The organism is Fortiea contorta PCC 7126, assembly GCF_000332295.1.
In the GTDB taxonomy this organism is placed as follows: Bacteria; Cyanobacteriota; Cyanobacteriia; order Cyanobacteriales; family Nostocaceae; genus Fortiea; species Fortiea contorta.
The window spans coordinates 3,922,178-3,941,325 of record NZ_KB235930.1 but is presented as its reverse complement, the minus strand read 5'-3'; the positions used below and the strand labels follow the sequence as shown (position 1 = coordinate 3,941,325).

At 39.6% G+C, this 19,148-nt stretch carries 17 protein-coding genes; 10 read left to right on the top strand and 7 right to left on the bottom strand.

Annotation, left to right across the window (positions count from 1 at the left end):
- The 4 genes from MIC7126_RS0118290 to gloB all read right to left on the bottom strand — a co-directional run bounded on the left by MIC7126_RS0118290 (position 1) and on the right by gloB (position 2,859).
- A complete protein-coding gene (locus MIC7126_RS0118290) occupies positions 1-231 on the bottom strand; it encodes a helix-turn-helix domain-containing protein (protein ID WP_017654615.1) in 231 nt (76 codons plus the stop codon).
- A 118-nt stretch (positions 232-349) separates the two neighbouring features.
- The gene (gene rplI / locus MIC7126_RS0118285) at positions 350-808 is read right to left on the bottom strand and encodes a 50S ribosomal protein L9 (RefSeq protein WP_017654614.1); all 459 of its coding nucleotides are present in this window, start codon (positions 806-808) and stop codon (positions 350-352) included.
- 161 nt (positions 809-969) lie between these two features.
- Positions 970-2,067 carry a DUF2817 domain-containing protein gene (locus MIC7126_RS0118280; RefSeq protein WP_017654613.1) on the bottom strand — a complete coding sequence of 366 codons (1,098 nt, stop codon included), beginning with the start codon at positions 2,065-2,067 and terminating at the stop codon, positions 970-972.
- A gap of 18 nt (positions 2,068-2,085) precedes the next feature.
- Positions 2,086-2,859, bottom strand: a complete 774-nt coding sequence (gene gloB / locus MIC7126_RS0118275) for a hydroxyacylglutathione hydrolase (RefSeq protein WP_017654612.1) — start codon at positions 2,857-2,859, stop codon at positions 2,086-2,088.
- Between the two features lie 403 nt (positions 2,860-3,262).
- Here gloB and MIC7126_RS0118270 point away from each other — a divergent pair, with 403 nt between their 5' ends.
- The 8 genes from MIC7126_RS0118270 to MIC7126_RS0118235 all read left to right on the top strand — a co-directional run bounded on the left by MIC7126_RS0118270 (position 3,263) and on the right by MIC7126_RS0118235 (position 12,335).
- A complete protein-coding gene (locus tag MIC7126_RS0118270; protein WP_017654611.1) occupies positions 3,263-3,487 on the top strand; it encodes a hypothetical protein in 225 nt (74 codons plus the stop codon).
- A gap of 334 nt (positions 3,488-3,821) precedes the next feature.
- The gene (locus tag MIC7126_RS0118265; protein ID WP_026100360.1) at positions 3,822-4,664 is read left to right on the top strand and encodes a putative nucleotide-diphospho-sugar transferase; all 843 of its coding nucleotides are present in this window, start codon (positions 3,822-3,824) and stop codon (positions 4,662-4,664) included.
- A gap of 25 nt (positions 4,665-4,689) precedes the next feature.
- Positions 4,690-5,856: a glycosyltransferase family 4 protein gene (locus MIC7126_RS0118260; protein WP_017654609.1), complete on the top strand. Its 1,167-nt coding sequence runs from the start codon at positions 4,690-4,692 to the stop codon at positions 5,854-5,856.
- A gap of 38 nt (positions 5,857-5,894) precedes the next feature.
- Positions 5,895-8,159, top strand: a complete 2,265-nt coding sequence (locus tag MIC7126_RS0118255; RefSeq protein WP_017654608.1) for an ABC transporter ATP-binding protein — start codon at positions 5,895-5,897, stop codon at positions 8,157-8,159.
- Positions 8,146-9,345 carry a glycosyltransferase family 4 protein gene (locus tag MIC7126_RS0118250; protein WP_017654607.1) on the top strand — a complete coding sequence of 400 codons (1,200 nt, stop codon included), beginning with the start codon at positions 8,146-8,148 and terminating at the stop codon, positions 9,343-9,345. The genes MIC7126_RS0118255 and MIC7126_RS0118250 overlap by 14 nt, the downstream gene beginning before the upstream one ends.
- Positions 9,346-9,419: 74 nt before the next feature.
- The gene (locus MIC7126_RS0118245; RefSeq protein WP_017654606.1) at positions 9,420-10,379 is read left to right on the top strand and encodes a glycosyltransferase family 10 domain-containing protein; all 960 of its coding nucleotides are present in this window, start codon (positions 9,420-9,422) and stop codon (positions 10,377-10,379) included.
- Between the two features lie 4 nt (positions 10,380-10,383).
- Complete coding sequence (locus tag MIC7126_RS0118240) at positions 10,384-11,406, top strand: Npun_R2821/Npun_R2822 family protein (RefSeq protein ID WP_026100359.1); 1,023 nt, start codon at positions 10,384-10,386, stop codon at positions 11,404-11,406.
- Positions 11,403-12,335, top strand: a complete 933-nt coding sequence (locus tag MIC7126_RS0118235) for an Npun_R2821/Npun_R2822 family protein (protein ID WP_017654604.1) — start codon at positions 11,403-11,405, stop codon at positions 12,333-12,335. Before MIC7126_RS0118240 ends, MIC7126_RS0118235 begins: the two co-directional genes overlap by 4 nt.
- Before the next feature lie 128 nt (positions 12,336-12,463).
- Here MIC7126_RS0118235 and MIC7126_RS0118230 read toward each other — a convergent pair whose 3' ends face one another.
- Positions 12,464-12,838: a hypothetical protein gene (locus MIC7126_RS0118230; protein ID WP_017654603.1), complete on the bottom strand. Its 375-nt coding sequence runs from the start codon at positions 12,836-12,838 to the stop codon at positions 12,464-12,466.
- A 43-nt stretch (positions 12,839-12,881) separates the two neighbouring features.
- Positions 12,882-14,606 carry an ABC1 kinase family protein gene (locus MIC7126_RS0118225; protein WP_017654602.1) on the bottom strand — a complete coding sequence of 575 codons (1,725 nt, stop codon included), beginning with the start codon at positions 14,604-14,606 and terminating at the stop codon, positions 12,882-12,884.
- 381 nt (positions 14,607-14,987) lie between these two features.
- On the opposite strand from MIC7126_RS0118225, the gene rnc reads away from it, so the two are divergent.
- Positions 14,988-15,701 carry a ribonuclease III gene (rnc, locus tag MIC7126_RS0118220; protein ID WP_017654601.1) on the top strand — a complete coding sequence of 238 codons (714 nt, stop codon included), beginning with the start codon at positions 14,988-14,990 and terminating at the stop codon, positions 15,699-15,701.
- A 72-nt stretch (positions 15,702-15,773) separates the two neighbouring features.
- Positions 15,774-16,790 carry a Gfo/Idh/MocA family protein gene (locus MIC7126_RS0118215; RefSeq protein ID WP_017654600.1) on the top strand — a complete coding sequence of 339 codons (1,017 nt, stop codon included), beginning with the start codon at positions 15,774-15,776 and terminating at the stop codon, positions 16,788-16,790.
- A gap of 75 nt (positions 16,791-16,865) precedes the next feature.
- Here the strand turns inward: MIC7126_RS0118215 and MIC7126_RS0118210 are convergent, their stop codons facing one another.
- The gene (locus MIC7126_RS0118210) at positions 16,866-18,959 is read right to left on the bottom strand and encodes a sensor histidine kinase (RefSeq protein ID WP_017654599.1); all 2,094 of its coding nucleotides are present in this window, start codon (positions 18,957-18,959) and stop codon (positions 16,866-16,868) included.
- Positions 18,960-19,148 lie beyond the last annotated feature (189 nt).

Sequence of the window (19,148 nt, the reverse complement as noted above, 5' to 3'; positions counted from 1 at the left end):
TTAACCATCGAGGTTTACTCCCAAGTCCAGTCCTAAAACGCTTTCGATTTTCTGCAAGGTTTCTAGGGGTAAAACCTTGGTTTCTTCGTTTTCGATTTTGTACCAGTTAGCAGGTGTCATGTCAATTTCAGCACAAAGCTGAATTAGGGAACGTCTGTCTGCTTCTCGATGCTGTTTGATTCGTGCTCCTAATCCTGGGAAATCACGCTCTATAACTTTTCTTACCTTCATTCACACACTTTTATTACATCCAGAAACCTACTGGTATTGAGCAGTTAATTACCACAATTCGTGAACGGTTTACCCTGGGCCGCCCTTGAGGACGGCTGGGGTCAAAATCAAACGATAATTAGCTAGCGACGACTTCGATATTCACTTCTGCAGTCACATCAGAATGCAGTTTAATCTCTGCTTTGTAAGTACCCAGATGGTTAATATCTGGGATGGTGATTCCCCGACGGTCAACTTCTTGGCTGGTAGCGGCTTTAATTGCATCTGCAACATCTTGGCTGGTGACGGTACCGAAAATTGCTTCGTTTTCACCAACCTGCTTGGCGATTTTTAAGCTGCTGACTTGTTCGAGAGCGGCTTTTTGTTCCAAGGCTTGTTGTCTGAGTTCTAATTGACGTTGACGTTCTTGTTCTCTGCGGCGTTCTACTTGCTTGAGAATACCGGGAGTTGCATGAGTTGCCAATTTTTGGGGTATCAGATAATTGCGAGCATAACCGGGAGCTACTTCTACTAAGTCGCCCAATTTTCCTAGTTTGCTGACGTCCTGATTTAAAACTAACTGTATCCGTTTCGCCATTTTTTTCGTTTTTCCTGTAGAATCTCATTAACTTGGGTTTCAGCAGGGTAGCTCACATGAATGTAGCTGTGTCCCAAGTAGCTTTGCCCATACCCTAAAGCTTACAGATCGTAGCGAAAGGCGGGGGGCGATCGCAACTATTCGCCACTATAAAGTTTAGCTTAAGCGATCGCTCTTGCTCCCAAAGCCTCAATCGCTCTGGCGACCAAATCCAAGCCTTGGGATACCACTGCTTCCCGCCAAGCCAAATCTGCAGGTACAAACACTTCCACCAGTCGCTGGCGCGTCCATTCTGGGGATGGGTGATGTGGTGGTGCAAAAAAATGAGCACGGTTTTCTGCTCTCAATGCTTCGACCACCTGGAGCACAGGATAAGTGCCAAACTCCGCTGTGAGAAAGTGATAATTGCACTGAGGAAACATCGCCTGACACCAACTTCCTAAACCCCCGCGAATTTTGTAAGCATTACCCTTGAGTTTGTCTGGTGTAACGATTTGATGACCAAAATTCTCACGCAACCATTGGGTTGCTGCTGAATCTGGGGGGTCATCAATGAAAAGTTGATAGGTGGCTTTTTTACCCAGTCCGGTGTGGAAGTCGATGTGGACTACATTTGTGGCTTCACCAATCCAGCGAGTTAGATTCGCTTGGAGAATTTCATAAGTTTTTGAGGGGCGATGTCCACCAAAAAATAGCCCTTGGGGAAAATCATACTGCCCCACCGGCAAAGTTTCTGTTAAAGAAGTGATGCCATGACGGACAATAGTAGCGATCGCTTTGATTAAAAACGGTTCAAAACGAGATGGTGGTGAAGTCGGATTAAACAACCAATTCAAATCATGGTACTTTTCTGGACTACCCCGATATTCTTCCCCAGGTAGCAAAAAATTCCGGTTAAGATCAACATTGTCCTCATTCCACCGCCTGCGCCACGCAAAACCATAAGGATTTAAAGCATGTAATAATACTAATCCTATACCTTGGGTGGCACTCCAATCAACCAAATGCTCCTCTAGCAAGGCGCACTGAACTGCAGAGCCGAAAAAACCCTCAACACCGTGCAATCCACTAGAAACAACTACTATTTGTTGTGGGTGCGGACTCCCCACCATCGCCACATCAATCGATAATTCCTCCCCATCAGAACCATTCTGCTCAATTGGGTATGTCTCCAGACGACACCCCAAGGACTGCGCCGCAGTGCAAAAACGATTTCTCGCAGTGCTGTAGTTAGGAGAAAAAGCGGAAGCGTAGGACATACGGCATTTTTGAGATAACTAAAATTTATCCTTCAATCCTCGTATCCGAGCAAAGGTTTGTACTGCGTCATGACTGTTGACAGCTAATTGTAATGACGGCTGCTCCCAACGCAGAAAAGGATTTGTCAGTTTTTCCACACCTAAAAGCGAGGGAACAGTCGCTTCCCCTTGACGACGGTAAGCTTGCACTTCATGGTAGCGCTTTTGCAACTCAGTATTACTACCATCAACGGTCAAAGCAAATTGTAAATTTTTTAAAGTATATTCATGAGCACACCAAACCTGCGTATTATCCGGTAAAGCACGCAGTTTCTCTAAAGAATTTACCATTTGTGTTGGTGTCCCCTCCATTAAGCGACCACAACCGCCCGCAAACAAGGTATCACCACAGAATAAATCTCCCATCTCACCCGCCTGTTTTGGGGGAAAATAATACGCTATGTGGGCGCGGGTATGACCTGGAACAAAGAAAACTTCGACAATCCTATCAGCAAACTGGACACGGGAGCCATCATCCAGAAACACCTGCTGTCCAGGAATTCTACCTCGATCCTCAGAACCACCATAGACTGTGAGTTGGGGAAACTTTTCGATAAGTTGCAGATTTGCACCCACGTGATCTCGATGGTGGTGTGTATTAAAAATCGCTACTAAATCTGCATTTAATTGTGTAAGTTGCTGGAGTACTGGTTCAGCCTCGGCTGGATCAACAACCGCTGCGATGTTAAGTGTGCTGTCATATAGCAGGAATATATAGTTGTCCGCGAGTGCTTGAAGACGAATAACTTCCATTACTTTCGCTTTCTCTACAAGTAAGTGTGGTATTTATCGATAACATTCCGTCCCAGTAGATAGGCACTAGCTACATAAAGCGCTCATGTTTTGTTCATTATAGCTGTTATTGATCATTAGATATAGTCATACACAACCGTAATTTTACGGTAATCATAGTAAAAAGCTTTTGAACCTGACAAATATAATCAGTAAAATTTCTCTGGAAACAAGCGCAAAGGCAAAGCTAGATTAATTTTGGTCTTTTTTGTTCCCCTTGTGCTAAGAAAATTTGCTACCGGGGAGCAATAACATTTGTTCTAATCAGCCAAAATCAATAAGTAAAAACTTTTATGTGGCTGCTTTTTACAAAAAGTTAAGCACATTTTTTTTCATCATCAGTTGCATCATCTACAGGAGAAATATGAACTACGAATCTTCCATCTACCAGCCAGTTAATCAAGCTGAAATAACTGCCAAGCGCATTGTAGACCGCATCCTCATCTCAGGAAGTATGAGTCGCCAAGACCATAGTTTACTCACTGCTACTATCTTTAATCATGGTGATATTAGTACTGAAGAACGTCGCCAAATTAATCGCGTTTTTGATTCTATCCAAACAGGACAAGTTCAATTAGTTGACTGGTAGTTTTTTTACTAGTCTAAATTTCTATGTTATGAATTTGGTTAAAATTAATTAGCCGAAATATTAATATTAAACTAACAGAATTATGCTGTTAGTTTTTTTATGAATAAATTTTCTAATAAATGAAAGTTTTAATTTCAGATAAGCCAAATATATATACTTACTGTTTGCTCAGTATTAATACTGTTAATTCGTAAAATAACCATGAAAAGGAATATAATTTCCCGTAGAATTACTATAGGGAAAATCCTAAAGCATCATATAAATTGAGATAATTTAATTATTAGTTAATTGATGAAAGTCATTCCAGCCATTAATAATCATAAATTTACTTTTTATGGTGACAAAAACTAGAGGTTTTATGACAATTTTGACAGGAATTTATTCCTTGCAAGATTGTATACATTTTTTGGCAGCAATTAGAAAATTCCACCAAGAACCGATAATTATTTTAATTGACCGAGTTCCTCGCATTTTTTATCCCTTGCTCAGAGCTTTTAAAAATGTAATTTTAAAGCCAGCACCCAAACATGAAAATACGGTTTTAGCATCGCGGCTAGCGAAAATTTCTTTATTTACAGCTTCTGAATTTGATAAAACTATTTTTTTAGATGCGGATATTTGCTTACTTACGGATATTAATGATGTGTTTGAAGATCTAGATAAATTTGATTTGTTGTTAACCAAAGATGTTCAACCTGTAATTGCAAAAGCTACAAATTTATTGCGAGGAAATCAACAAGAAAATTTACCTCATGTTTTACCGACTTTACAAGCTCTAGGGCTACCGCTCCAGGAAGATAGTATTCAGTATAATGGTGGTTTTATTGCTTTTAAAAAAACACCGACAACTCAAGACTTTTTTGCAAAGTTTCAAGATTACTTTAATGTAGTTACCAAAAACCAAGATAAATTACTGCTGCGAGATCAGGGTGCTTTTGCAGCTGCGATCGCATCTGTAAAACCGCTCATCAAAATTCTACCAGCAAACTACAACTATTTGAGTAAATGGAAAGATTCATACAATATTGAGGGAGAAATTAAAGTACTCCACTGTACCTATCCTTATAGACCTCAATACGCTAAAGATATTAGCCGTTCATTATATACAAAAATATTTGATCAACTGGCTCAATTATTTTTACCAAATCAGGTAACAAATCCCTGGCGTACCAAATGATTTATCAAGAAGAAACCCAGCGGTCATGAAAAAACATTTAAAAATATCATTGCTCGTCTGGAATTTATCTACTAATGATGGCTTTGTGCGCGCATCTTTGCTTCAAAAAGCTCTAAACAAATTAGGACATCAAGTAGATATTATCGGTTTTTTGTTTGGCAATGAATTATATAGAGCAATTCCTCATGATGCTAAAATACACGCTATCAAAGGCTCAACTTATCCCAGCTTTTTTCTATCCGTTAGTAAAATTTTGCAATTAATCAATGGAGATATTATTTATGCAATCAAACCACAACCAGCAAGTTTTGGCGTAGGGCTTTTGAAAAAGTTGTACACCGGAAAACCCATAATTTTAGACATAGATGACTGGGAACTTAGTTGGCATGGTGGCGACAAATGGCATTATGATTTTACCTGGAAACAGCTAGCTAGAGATTTACTAAAAAAAGGTGGTGCTTTGACATTACCTAATCATCCTTTATATTTACAATGGATGGAAAAATTAGTGAAACAAGCCAACGCCGTCACGGTACATACTAACTTTTTACAGCAGCGTTTTGGGGGTATTTTTGTTCCCAACGGTAAAGATACTTCTTTATTTGATCCCACTCGATATGATGCTGATGCAAGTAGAAATCGCTATGGTTTATCAGCATATCGAGTCTTAATGTTTCCTGGAGCACCTAGACCTTATAAAGGTTTAGAAGATGTCCTCATCGCCCTAGATAAAATTAATCAACCAGATTTAAAACTAGTAATTGTTGGTGGTAGTCCCTATGATAATTATGATGAACAACTGACACAAAAATGGGGACACTGGATCATTAAGCTTCCTAATTATCCTGCAGATATAATGCCTGATGTGATAGCTGCTGCTCATATTATTGTTGTACCGCAACGAGATACACCAGAAACCCGCGCTCAATTTCCTTTGAAACTAACAGATGGAATGGCGATGGCTAAACCTGTGTTATCAACATTTGTAGGAGATATTCCCGAAATTTTAGGTGACACTGGTTATTTAGTTGAACCTAATTGTCCTGAACAAATCGCCGACAAAATTCAATTGATATTTCAAAACTTAGATTTAGCAAATGCTCAAGGGATAAAAGCTAGAAAAAGATGTATAGAAAAATATAGTATCGAGGCGATGGCTATTAATTTGGATTCGGTAATTGCTCGCTTGTAAAAATTATAATAATGAACTAATTTTTATCAAAATAACTTATGTCTACTAGGAAACTAATATTAAAATTTGCTAAACCGTACCCGGGTTTAATAATTCTGACGATAGTCTTGGGATTTTCTGGAGGTTTATTTAACGGTGTCAGCACCGCATTAATTGTGCCGATAGTTTTAAAAATTGTGGGTGAACAAGCAGATTTAAGCAAAGCCCCAGGTATTTTGAAAGCAATTATGACTCCCTTTGATCAGGTTCCAGAAAATTATCGGCTCACGGTCATGGCTGGGGTAATTATATTTACTATTTTTCTCAAAAATTTAGCTACATACACTAGTACATTAGCATCGAGTTCTTTAACCAGAAGACTGATGTCAGATATGCGAGAAACTGGATTAAAAATATTATTAGAAATAGACATAGATTATTATGCCAAGATGAAGGTTGGCGATTTAATCAATCGTCTGGGAGGGGAAATTAGTCGAGCCGCAACTGCTATTGGTCTGACAATTAAGCTACTTATTTTAGGAATTACTATCTTAGTGTTTGTTGGATTATTGTTGTCAATTTCTTGGAAGTTGACACTGGCGGCTACGGTTTTATTATCTTTAGTGACATTAGTAAATCAGTATGCAATTTCTCGGTCTAAAAGATTTGGTAAGCAATTGAGTGAGATGTCTAAAGCTTATTCAATTGCTATGCTGGAGATTTTAAATGGTATTCGCTTAGTAAAAGCTACGGGAAATGAAGAGAAGGAATATCATAAGGTGAAAAACTTAATTCGCGCCCGGGAAAAAGCAGATTTTCAATCTCAAGTTAATTCGGAAGCCATCGCCCCTCTGAGCGAGGTCATGGGAATTACCGCATTACTATTAATTGTATTTTTAAGTAAGTTTTTATTAGCAAATCAAATTGCTTCTTTATCCGCTGTACTACTAACATATTTATTAGTATTATTACGACTGCTACCATTAATTTCGCAATTAAACACTGTCCGTAGTAGCTTGGCTAGTACCACCGCTAGTGTGAATACGGTGACAGAGTTTTTAAATCAAGATAATAAACTCTTCATGAGCAGAGGGAAAATTTCCTATACAAAATTAGAGAAAGGAGTACATTTTAATTCCCTTTCTTTTGCGTACCCTGATCATGAAAAGTTAGTACTTAAAGATGTAGATTTATTTTTACCTCGTGGTCATACGCTGGCTTTAGTGGGTGGTTCTGGCGCTGGTAAATCAACCTTAGCAGACCTCCTACCCAGATTTTACGATCCATTATCCGGCTCTATCACTATTGATGGTAGGGATTTGCGCGACTTCGATCTCACATCCGTGCGTCACAAGATGGGAATCGTCAGTCAAGATACTTTTTTGTTCAATGATTCAGTGCGAAATAACATCATTTATGGTCGTGCTAATGCTACTGATGATGAAATTTTATCAGCAGCAAAACGAGCAAATGCTTATGAATTTATTAGCAAATTACCCCAAGGATTTGATACCTTAATTGGCGATCGCGGTGTCATGTTATCTGGTGGACAGAGACAAAGAATAGCGATCGCTCGTGCTTTGCTACAAAATCCAGAAATTCTCATTTTAGATGAAGCTACCAGCGCGTTAGATACAGTTTCTGAACGTTTAGTGCAAAGCGCCCTTGACGATCTTAGCCGCGATCGCACAACTTTAATTATTGCTCACCGCCTATCTACAATCCAAAAAGCTCATCAAATTGCTGTCCTAGATCAAGGACGTGTTGTCGAGATAGGAACTCACGAAGAACTATTAAAAAAAGGTGGTTATTACTCGCGCCTTTACTTTATGCAATTTAACAATCATCCGGAAGCTACCACCCAACAATATCAAAGCTTAGTCCGCATTTCTCATGAAATTAGGAATCAGCTTAACTCGATGATTGGCTTTCTACTTTTACTACTAGACGACCTAGTAGACAGTTTCCCAGAGCGAAGAGAATTAATTGCAGCATCTAATATTTCATCCTTAAGAATTATCACAATTATTGATATTTTTGACGATATATTTAATCAGCAAATTAAAAATCAATCTTTTTCATCTATCGAAAAAAATAATAGTGTAATTACAAGATATCAAAGTTTTACGCATATTTTTGAAGATTTCCGTAGCTGCATCAATATCATTATGGGAGTTCTGCATTCTTTAGCTGATAACGAACTATACGACGCACAAGAGCAAAACAAATTAGTTGCAGAAGCATATAACTCTGCTATCCATTTGTTCGATAAATTAGAAAAATTCGAGCATAGTCTAAAAATAGGCAATAATGAAAAAAGATAACTATATTTTCTACATTCAATCAGATTTACCCAAGCCAGAAGCTCATCTAGTCCAGTCCACAAATGCAGCTAATGGTGCAGCAAATTTAGGCTATTCAACTGTTTTAGTATATCCGTGTAAAGGTGTCAAAGCTATTAATCTCATCCAATTAATTCATCCATTTAAACCGATCACACCTCCAGAAAAACTCATTAAATACTATAACCTACATCATCAACTCAAAGTCGCTCCATTACCTATGCCTTGGCCTATCGATAACTTCCCCAGCAAATTAACTAATTCTAATACCATCGCCTCAAAATATTATTTTCCTTTCTATATATTTCCTAATACTAAACTTTTGCATACTCGTAATTGGAATTTAATCAAAGCAGCAATTAAAAATGGTATTCCCTCCATTTATGAACATCACCACCATGAAGATAAACAATTTGAACCGGAAATCGTCAAAAGTCCTCTTTTTCAAATTGCAATAACAGTTGTCGATACTATTCGTGAAAGTATGATTAAAAATGGTATGCCTCCAGACAAAGTGATTAAATTACACAATGGTTTTAATAGTTTATTTATGCTCAGACAGCCAGAAAAAGCTGCAAAATGGCGGGAAAAACTTCTGAAAAATAAAGACTCACATTTAATAGTATATGCAGGAGCACTACAACAATTTAAAGGTATTGACTTACTGATTGAAGTAGCAAAAGAAATGCCGACTGTTCAGTTTGTTTGTGCAGGTGGTAAATCTGATGAAGTAGAACATTATCAACAATTAGCCGCAAGCAAACAAGTCAATAATATTATCTTTTTAGGTTATATATTACATAATGAATTAGCATCCTTATTACAAGCAGCAGATATTTTAGCCCATCCTCATTGTTCAGGAAAAGCCGCGACTTTCACATCTCCCCTCAAATTATTTGACTATTTCGCCTCTGGAACGCCCATCGTCGCTACAGAAATTCCCTCCTTAATAGAGTTTAAAAACACTCAAGCGATCGCTGCTTGGTGTGAACCAGATAACCCAAAACAATTCGCCGCGTGTCTACAATATGTTTTAGCAACTTATCCCAGAAAAATAGAGGGTTATTCTCAGATTATTGAATTTGTTCAACAATTTTCTTGGGAAAATAGAGCCGCCAAGATTCTTAGTTATGTCGATCAATCTCTGCTACCTGCACTCATTAGATAACCTGTATTTAGGTTGAGTTATCTAAATAAAAAAATGGGTAAGTTTATTATATTAACTAATAAAAATTAATATCAATGAATAGAAAAATTGTAGGGATGATTAGCAGCTATCGAGATTTAGAAAAAAGAGCCGATTGGTTATGGCAACAAACACCACATGAATTTGGTATATGGCAAAATATTCAAATGTTGGGAATGGCTGCGAAACCTGATTTTCTGCTCATGTATCAGTTTGATTTTCCCAAGCCTCATCCGCAAAAATCCTGGTTAAATAGTTTTCGCCAAAAACAACAGCAACCAGAGCTAGATATTCATTCTCTTTTACGCGGAGTCAGCAAAGAAAGAATAATTTATTTATTACGAGAACCACCACTAGATGAAGTTATAGAAAACCATCACCGAACTTACCAACAAGCTCAGAAATATTGTGGTTATGTTTCCGGTCCCGATGATTTTGCACCTCATCCCGAATATATGCCCGCTATTTGGTATCATAGCAATTCATTTCAAGACTTAAATGAAATGCGACCACCTAAAAAAGTTGCTGCTTGTAGTTGGATTACCTCTGGTATTAGTCGCACCGCTAACCATCGTCAGCGATTAGACTTTTTACAGTCCTTACAAAATAGTGGTATTCCCTTTGATTTGTACGGGCGCGATTTACCAACATGGGCACACAGAAATGGTGAATTAAGTAATAAATGGTATGGTATGGCACCGTATTATTACAACCTTTCAATTGAGAACTATGCTAACAATAATTGGTATGTCAGCGAAAAACTTTGGGATGCCTTACTAGCATGGTGCTTACCAATATACTATGGTGGATCTGCGGCTGATAAATTATTACCAAGTGGTAGTTTTTTAAGATTACCAAGTTTAGATGAAAAAGGTATCGCCTACATTCGAGATGTTACCGCTAATCCTGATGCTTGGTATGCTGCTAAAGACGCTATAGCCGAAGCTCGTCAGGTGATTTTACACAAATTAAACTTGCTGAATTGGCTATCAAATTTTGTAGAAAACAATGCTTAAAACTATGACAAATGGAATCTATACCCTGGCGAATGATTATGTCTACCACCAACTTGTGGCGTTACTTAATAGTATAGAAGTTAATGCTGGTGAAGATGTACCTGTGTGTGTTATCGCTTATAACGACCAAATAGAGCAGATTCGTGCAGAAGTAGCATCTAGAAAAAATGTCACTATCTTAGAAAATCCAGAAATTTTTACTCGTTGGGAAGAGTTTTCTTACCAAGTCTGGAAATCACACCCAACTGCAATTCAAACTTGGCAAGAGCAAGGAATTAAGAAGTTTTATCGAGTGGGAGAAAATCGTCGTTATTGTGCTTTTGATCCAGATAGTTTATTTGAAAAATTTATTTATTTTGATGCTGACACTTTAGTCATGCAGCCAATCAATTTCATTTTCGATCAATTAGAACATGACGATTTTGTAGTTTACGACTTTCAATATCAAGACCCTTCTCATATCTATAATTTATCATCTCCTCAGTTATTACAAGTATTTAGCCAAAAACAGATTGATTCTGATATTTTCTGCTCAGGATTTTATGCATCTAAGCGGGGAATATTTCCTCCAGAACAGAGAGAATGGTTGTTATCTCAATTAAGAAATGGAGAATCAGATTTCTTGTATATGGGTGCTCCCAATCAATCTGTTCTTAATTATATGCGGATGAAAACAAATACCTCTTTTTATAATTTTGGACGCAATTTACCTACCGACAAAGCTACTGGATGTGCAGTCACTTCCACGCATTTTGAAAACCGGAATCATATTCTCTACGACAAGGGAAATAGACTAACTTATCTGCATTATATTGGGCTATCTTCTAAGATTTTTAATCGAGTTTGTGCAGGTGAAAATATCGACTTTCCCTATCGAGATATTTTCTTGCATTACCGCTATTTACATGAGCCAGAAAATAGACCAAACTTTACCACTAAACCCAAAGCTTATAATGCTCCACCCAGTTTAGGGACAAGAATTTTAAGAAAGCTAGGATTATCTAATCAAGCGAGGGTTGCTAAATGAATCGGGGAATTTATATCATTGCTAATGATAAAGTCATCGATCAAGCGATCGCTCTCCTAAACAGCATTCGCTTGTATGATGTAAACACACCAGTTGTGATGATTCCGTATGATGACAATTATCATCATATAGCAGACCTACTCAACACATATTATGGTGTTCAAGTCTATGCAGATTTAGATTTTATTGAACGCCTTTCGCAAAAACTACATGCAACCTTTGGTGGTCAATTTTTCGCTCGTCCTAACCAATTTCGCAAACAAGCTTGTTGGTTTGGAAAATTCGATGAATTTTTGTATATTGACACAGATATTGTTGTGTTTGAGAAAATAATCGATAATCTCAATCACCTGCGTCACTCCGATTTTATTTGTTGTGATTATCAACATTTGGGCGGTATTAAAAATGTTTTTAATCCACAAGTATTAAAAGAGCAAGTTTTCACAGAAACTGAAATAAAAGATATTTTTAACGGAGGTTTTTGGGGTTCTAAAAAGAATTTAATCTCGGAAGAAGACTTGTACACAACCTTTGCTGAGTGCGCGAACCATCCAGAATACTTTGATTTTTCTGAAAAAACTTCTGACCAACCAATCATTAATTATATGCTACTCAAGCGAGTTCCACGTCGCTTTAACATTATCCGCAGAGAGGGTAAAGCCCCTGGAAATTGGGCGGGAACTCCCCATTTTCAAACTCATAATCATTTGTTGTTCGACACCACGGTTAATCAATCTCTACAATACCTCCACTGGGCGGGTATTCGCATTCAACCAGGTTGTCCGTACTGGGAAATTTGGGAATATTATCGAAATTTGCATCCAGCAATACCACTAATGGATATTCCAGCAACCGCAAATAAAACTCTATGGGAGCGAAATCTAGCAAGCATAAAAAATAAATTGCGGCGGCTAAACACTAGCTTATAGCCTTTAACAATACTCAAAATATTAGAGACGTTGCTTTTGCTTCGTCTCTACACTAGATGTATCGTGATTAATGTGAACGTGATTACACAGTAACCACTCATTCACTGCTATAAATTTATTTAAATCTATCAGGAAAATGAATCTAAATCTAGAGACTTCATTCCTCTAGTTTTGACAAAATCTAGCATACTTCCTAATTGATACCAAACTAACAAGCAGGTGAGCAAGCTGATAGGTAGACCCACTGTTAACGCTAAGAAGGATGGAAAACCAAATATCTCTAAACCTGAACAGAGAAATAGACAACTACCAACAGCGATTCCGAGAAATGGGACAATTAATGCTCTCCAAGAAGAAACATTTTGAGGATTTTGCTCATCGCTGATTTGCCATTTTTGCACAACTAATTTTATTGTGCCAGACAAAGCTAAACCAGAAGTCAGGGCTATAAAAAACCCAATTGGTAATAGTAGATATGGGGGTTGTTCAGGGAAATAATACATGCAAACTCCAGGTAGATCTTAAAAGCTCAAAAATGGAAAATCTTTAGTTTTTATCTGGCGATTGATTGCCGCTAAAAGGCATAAAAGATGTAGCTTTTGGTAAGATAGCGGCTGCACCTTCCCTAGATAAATCTGTTAGCATGGCGATCGCTACATTTAATAACCGATTAGGTTGTATGTCGTCTTTTACTAGGTTCCACAAACGTTGGACTTCTGCGGTATGAAGGCGGTCATCTTCGGTCAGCGCTAGTACTAGTTGTTGGCGGAAAAATTGACCTTCTGCTGACAACAGGAATTGCAATCCCATCTGCGCTGTCGGTAATACATCGAAGCTACCATCAGTACGAGCGATCGCTATTAAATTTTCTAACCGTTGCCACTGGAATTTACCATCTTTAAACAACACATTCAGTAATCGGCGCTTTAATTCGGCTGATTCCCCAGTCAGCAATCGCCTCGCAATGTAAGGATAACCAACCTCAACAATTTTGAAATTTGGGTTGAGGCTTAAAGCAATACCTTCTTGGGTGACTAAGGAACGGATAATCAACGCGAACTTGGCGGGAACTCGGAAAGGATATTCATACATCAATTCCGAAAATTGATCGGTAATTGTTTTGAAGTTAAAATCCCCGACGTTTTTACCAATAGCATTTCCTAAAACTGCCTCTAGTGCTGGCACAATGGGACTGATATTGATGTCTGGAGTCAAGAAGCCTAAGTTCACAAAGTCTGCAGCTAAGTCGTTGTAGTCTTTATTGACCACATGTACTAACGCATCCACCAATGTTTCTTTGGTGGTTTCTTCGAGTTGATCCATCATCCCAAAGTCAATATACGCCATCCGCCCATCAGGCATGGCAAATAAATTCCCTGGATGGGGGTCAGCATGGAAGAAACCGTGTTCTAATAGTTGCTGTAGACCTGAGGTGACGCCAATTTTGATGATTTCTTCTGGGTCTAAACCTGCAGCCCGAATGCTTTGAGTATCCGTGAGTTTGAAGCCATGAATCCATTCCAGGGTTAAAACCCGACTATTGGTATAACGCCAGTAAATGCTGGGAACCTTGACGCGGGGGTCATTGCGGAAGTTGTGAGCAAATTGCTCGGCGTTGCGACCCTCATTGATGTAATCAATTTCTTCAAATAACTTTGTGCCGAACTCATCTACAATCAGGGTGAGGTCGTGACCAAGGTTGAGGGGTAGCCAAGGAGCTAGCCAACTTGCCACCCAACGCATCAAATATAGATCGCGTGTGAGTACTGGGCGCAAGTTGGGGCGCTGTACTTTCACCGCCACTTCTTCACCGCTAACTAGACGACCACGGTAGACTTGACCTAAACTAGCCGCTGCTACCGGATTCGGTGAAAGTTCGCTGAACATCTCAGCCACTGGGCGCGCTAGTTCAGTTTCGATGATTTGGTAAGCAAGTACGTTATCAAAAGCTGGTAACTGATCTTGAAGCTTGATCAGTTCTTCTAAAAAGTCTTTGCGGATCAGGTCAGGCCTGGTCGATAAAGCTTGACCAACTTTAATAAAAGTAGGGCCAAGACGGGTGAGAAGTTCTCGCAACTGGGTAGCGCGTTGCTTCTTGTTTTGCTCAACTTGATTTTGCCATTCGTCGAACTTGAGACTAAGAATAAATCCAGCAAAAGACCAGATAATCCTTAGCAGCCGTCCCCAAATTTGCCAAGGACGGTAACGGTAGTGGCGAGCGATGTCGTCTGGATTATAGCGCCTGAGCAGAGCTGGTTGATACTGACCCACGCCTTTTTTTGCCTCTTCAACTGGGAATTTTACGGTTTTTTCGTTGGTTTCTGGACTCGCAAGTTGCTCACAAGTACAAGATACCGAAGGGTTTTATAAAAAAGTATTAAATGTTACAGATTTCTGAGCGATGTTGGCGGCAATATTAAGTTTGCCTAACTGCCCAGAGGTTTTTATCTTTATTCTTAATTATACTTTATAAAAGTACAAATATTCTTTCTGTGCAAGGATTTTGAGCGAAAGCCACAAACAGCTATCAGCTAGCTGAGGATTTGTGAAGACGGTAAAATCATTGATCCCTAACTTCTGACAGCAGTCAGGGGTCTAATAGAAAATATCATAGTTATATCAGCCTATTACCTGCCCTTCCCCTGCGATTGCATGTCTCTTGTTTATCCACGCCGTCAGCGACAACTAGAAAGTTTAGTCAAAAAATTAGGTCTGCCGCAAGCAGCACCGATTAAATGGCAATTATTGGATTTGGCTTTGACTCATCCGACAGTTTCTGAGTCAGCAAATTATGAACAACTGGAGTTTGTGGGTGATGCGGTGGTGCGGCTAGTTGCGGCCGTGATGTTGTGGGAACATTATCCAGACTGTCCGGTGGGGGATTTTGCGGCGATTCGTTCGGTGTTGGTGAGCGATCGCATCCTCGCCCAATTGGCTAGAGAATATGGATGGGAACTATATTTATTAGTTGCTGGTAGCGCTACGGCTGATAAAATTGGTCAGGAATCACGACTAGCGGATGCTTTTGAAGCTGTGCTGGGTGCGCTTTATCTCAGTACTAACAACCTGGATTTGATCCGTCCTTGGCTAGACCCCCACTTTAAAAAACTAGCAGCCGAAATCCGTCTAGATCCAGCCAGACTCAACTACAAAGCTGCTTTACAAGAATGGACTCAAGCCCAATTTAAAGTTTTACCAGAATATCGAGTTGTCGAAATCGGTCAACCGCACCGTAATCAAGAACGTTTTGTCGCCGAGGTTTGGTTACACGACAAACAGCTTGGTCAAGGTAAAGGAAGATCAATCAAAGCTGCAGAACAAGCTGCGGCAAAAGTAGCTTTTTTATCAATTATGCCTCAGCAATAATGCTGAACTCAAAATTAGATTCCGTAGCTGATAATCGTCGGAAAAAGGGAACAGAGGTTACGGATTAGGGGAATGACTAAAATCAAAATTGCTGTCATCGGGGTGGGACGTTGGGGAGTGCATTTGCTGCGAAATTTTTTAGCACATCCCCAGGTAAGTGTAGCGGCGGTCATCGATCCGCATCCGGAAAGGTTGGCACAGGTAAAGCGACTATTTCATTTAGATGAGAATGTAACATTAGCAACTGAGTGGCAAGCTATCAAGCAAGTACCAGAGTTGAAAGCTGTGGCGATCGCTACTCCTGCTACCACCCACTATGCCTTAATTAAGGACTCTCTTGAGTGGGGATATCATGTTTTGGCGGAAAAACCTCTAACTCTAGACCCAGCAGAATGTCAAGAACTGTGTCAGTTAGCAGCGCAACAGCACTTAATGTTAATGGTTGACCATACCTATTTATTTCACCCAGCGGTCAATCGAGGACAAGCCGTAGTACAGGCGGGTAAATTAGGTGATTTGCGCTATGGCTACGCTACCCGCACCCACTTAGGGCCTGTACGTCAGGATGTTGATGCGCTCTGGGATCTAGCGATTCATGATATTGCAATTTTTAACAACTGGTTGGGTCAAATACCCACGAAAGTGCAAGCCACGGGTAGGGTGTGGCTACAGGGAGGTGGGGAAAAAGACTTGGCGGATTTAGTTTGGGTAACGCTGATATACCCAGATAACTTTCAAGCGTATATTCACTTGTGCTGGCTGAATCCCGATAAACAGCGCCGACTGGCGGTAGTAGGTAGTCGTGGTAGCTTGATTTTTGATGAAATGTTGACCTCATCGCCTTTGACTTTCATCTCTGGTGAGTTGGAACGCCAAGGAAATCAATTTTTACCAGTCAATCAACAACAAGAAGTATTAGAAATTACTCAGAGCGAAGCACTACAACAAGTGTGCGATCGCTTTATTAATTGTGTGATCACAAATACTCCCCCAGTGATTTCATCTGGCTGGGTAGGTACGCAGTTAGTGCAAATTCTCACGGCTCTAACAGTATCGCTGAATCAAGGCGGGCAAATTGTTAACGTATAAGTTCTCTGACAAAACCATAATGCGATCGCGCACTTAACTTCAAGCACTCAACGACCAATCAACCCGATTACCAATTTACCTTTCACCGCTAGCGAAAGCTTCTCCTGCGGGAAAACTCGGTAGGGCATTTTTTTGTTTAACTATACTTACTTCATGAGTTTCTCCCCGCAGCGACAGTTCATGCTTGTCTCCATCTAACTGATTGGAGTCAAGTAATGGTTCTTCTCGTAGTCGGGGGTAGCTATTAATATTGATTTTTCCCTCATTTGCAGAGGAAACACTGCGATTTTCTAAATCTTTCCCTATTGGAGGAGATAACAGCGAGATGTCAATCAAAGGCAAAATAATCGTGACTGTTGTTCCTTGTTCGTGACCTGCACTCTTGAGAGTGATACTACCTCCCATGAGTTCGATCAGGTTACGTGAAATCGCTAGTCCTAATCCTGTTCCTTCAAACTTGCGTGTGGTGGCCCCATCTACCATGACAAAGGGGCGAAATAGTTTGTGTTGTTGAGCAGGATCAATACCGATACCAGTGTCTACAATATCAACGACTACTTGTGATTTTTCTTGGATATATTGAACTTCACAAGCAACTGTAATACTCCCTTTGTCTGTGAACTTGGTAGCATTGCCAATAATGTTAATTAGTACTTGCTTGAGCTTGGCTGCATCCGCCTTGACCGGAATTGGGTCACTACCTAGTTCAATTTTCAACTGCAACCCTTTTTGTTGCACATTTACTGATTGTATATTCACCACTTCTAATAATATTTGTCGCAGATCAACTGGCTCTAACACAACTGAAAGCTTACCTGCTTCAATTTTAGAAATATCGAGTAAATCGTTAATAATTCCTAATAAATGAATCGCTGTTTCATCAGCACGCTTGAGGAATTCCATTTCTTCTTCGCGGTTGTCACACAAGCCATCATGGACTAGACGAACACAGTTAATAATAATATTGAGTGGGTTTCGCAATTCATGGGAAGTTGTCGCTAAAAACTGGCTTTTGATCTGATTAGCTGTTTTGGCTTCCTTCCAAGCTATTTCTAATTCTTCAGCCCAAGCTTTGAGTCTTTCAACCATTTGGTCTAGTGCTTGTGCTAGTTGATTCAATTCCCGGATTTTGAAGTTGTGGGGAACAGGCTGGACGGTGTGGTGGTTGTAAATATTCAGGGCATAGTCTCGTAATTCCTCCACAGGCCCTGCCAGATAAGGAGCTAGATATAATGAAGCAAATAGACTTGCACCAATTAAACCAACTGTCAAGACTATTAAGATCAGTTTAAATTCTTCTAAACCAAATAGAGCATTATTCACACTGGTAACAGCAAAGACAACCCATTTTTGCTGGGGCTGTGTTTTTGTGGGGTTAGCAATGGCTGTATAACCAGCTATTAAGTCTTGTCCTGGTTGTAGGGAGAAATCTATAGTGTATTTTTGCCCAGCGATCGCATTTTTAATAATTTTTTCCAGTTGAGCAGCATAGGGGTACTGTCTGATATTGTTACCCACTCTTTCTGGTAAGGGATGGGCTAAGATGGTGCCATCCTCGGTAATCACTGCGAGGGAGCCTGTGAGAGAACCCGGTTGAGTATGGGCTTTTTGGTGCAGTGTTGTCCGCAGACTTAGAGCATAGGGCACTTTGTCTACGCGATGGGGAACTAATACAGATAGAAGTAATCGTAGTTGATTTTGTGGCTCTCTTTGACCTGTAACTCCCGCTTTTGGCGGCAAAATTGTAGCGATTTCTACTCCTTGATTAGGCAAAGGTAAATTCAACTGACCAATTGCTTTGTCACCGCAGCTACTAGCAGCGATTTCACCAGTTTGCAGATTTGTCAGCTGGATGCACTCTACGTCATGAGTTGGCAGGTTTGAGGCTAGCTGGGTCATCATTTCTTGAGCTTGCGCCTCTGAACCGGACTGAATCGAGTTGGTTTGACTCAGGAGGAACAAGCTGGTTTTGAGGGTAGCGATCGCATCTTCAATTTTCTCAGCTTTGATCGCCGCACTTTCTGTTAAATTTTGTCTGGCAGTTTGCAACAGGCTAGACCGTGCTTTATTCAGGGCGACAATTTCCCCTATGAATAAAACTGGCACAAACAGCAGCAATATTCTCGTTAATAAAATACGCCTAAAAGATGATTGGCGGGTTTTAGCCATCGAAAGTTTCACTTCGCATCTGCAAACCACAATAACAAAAATATGCTATCAGATCAGTTAAATGAGATATTTCATACAGTTACTGGTAATTTATTGTCAGTCTCTAAAAATACCAAATATTGCTGTAGTAAAAAGAAACACTGTATACCAAAACCCTGAATGGATATATCTAAGAGAGATTGAATTTGC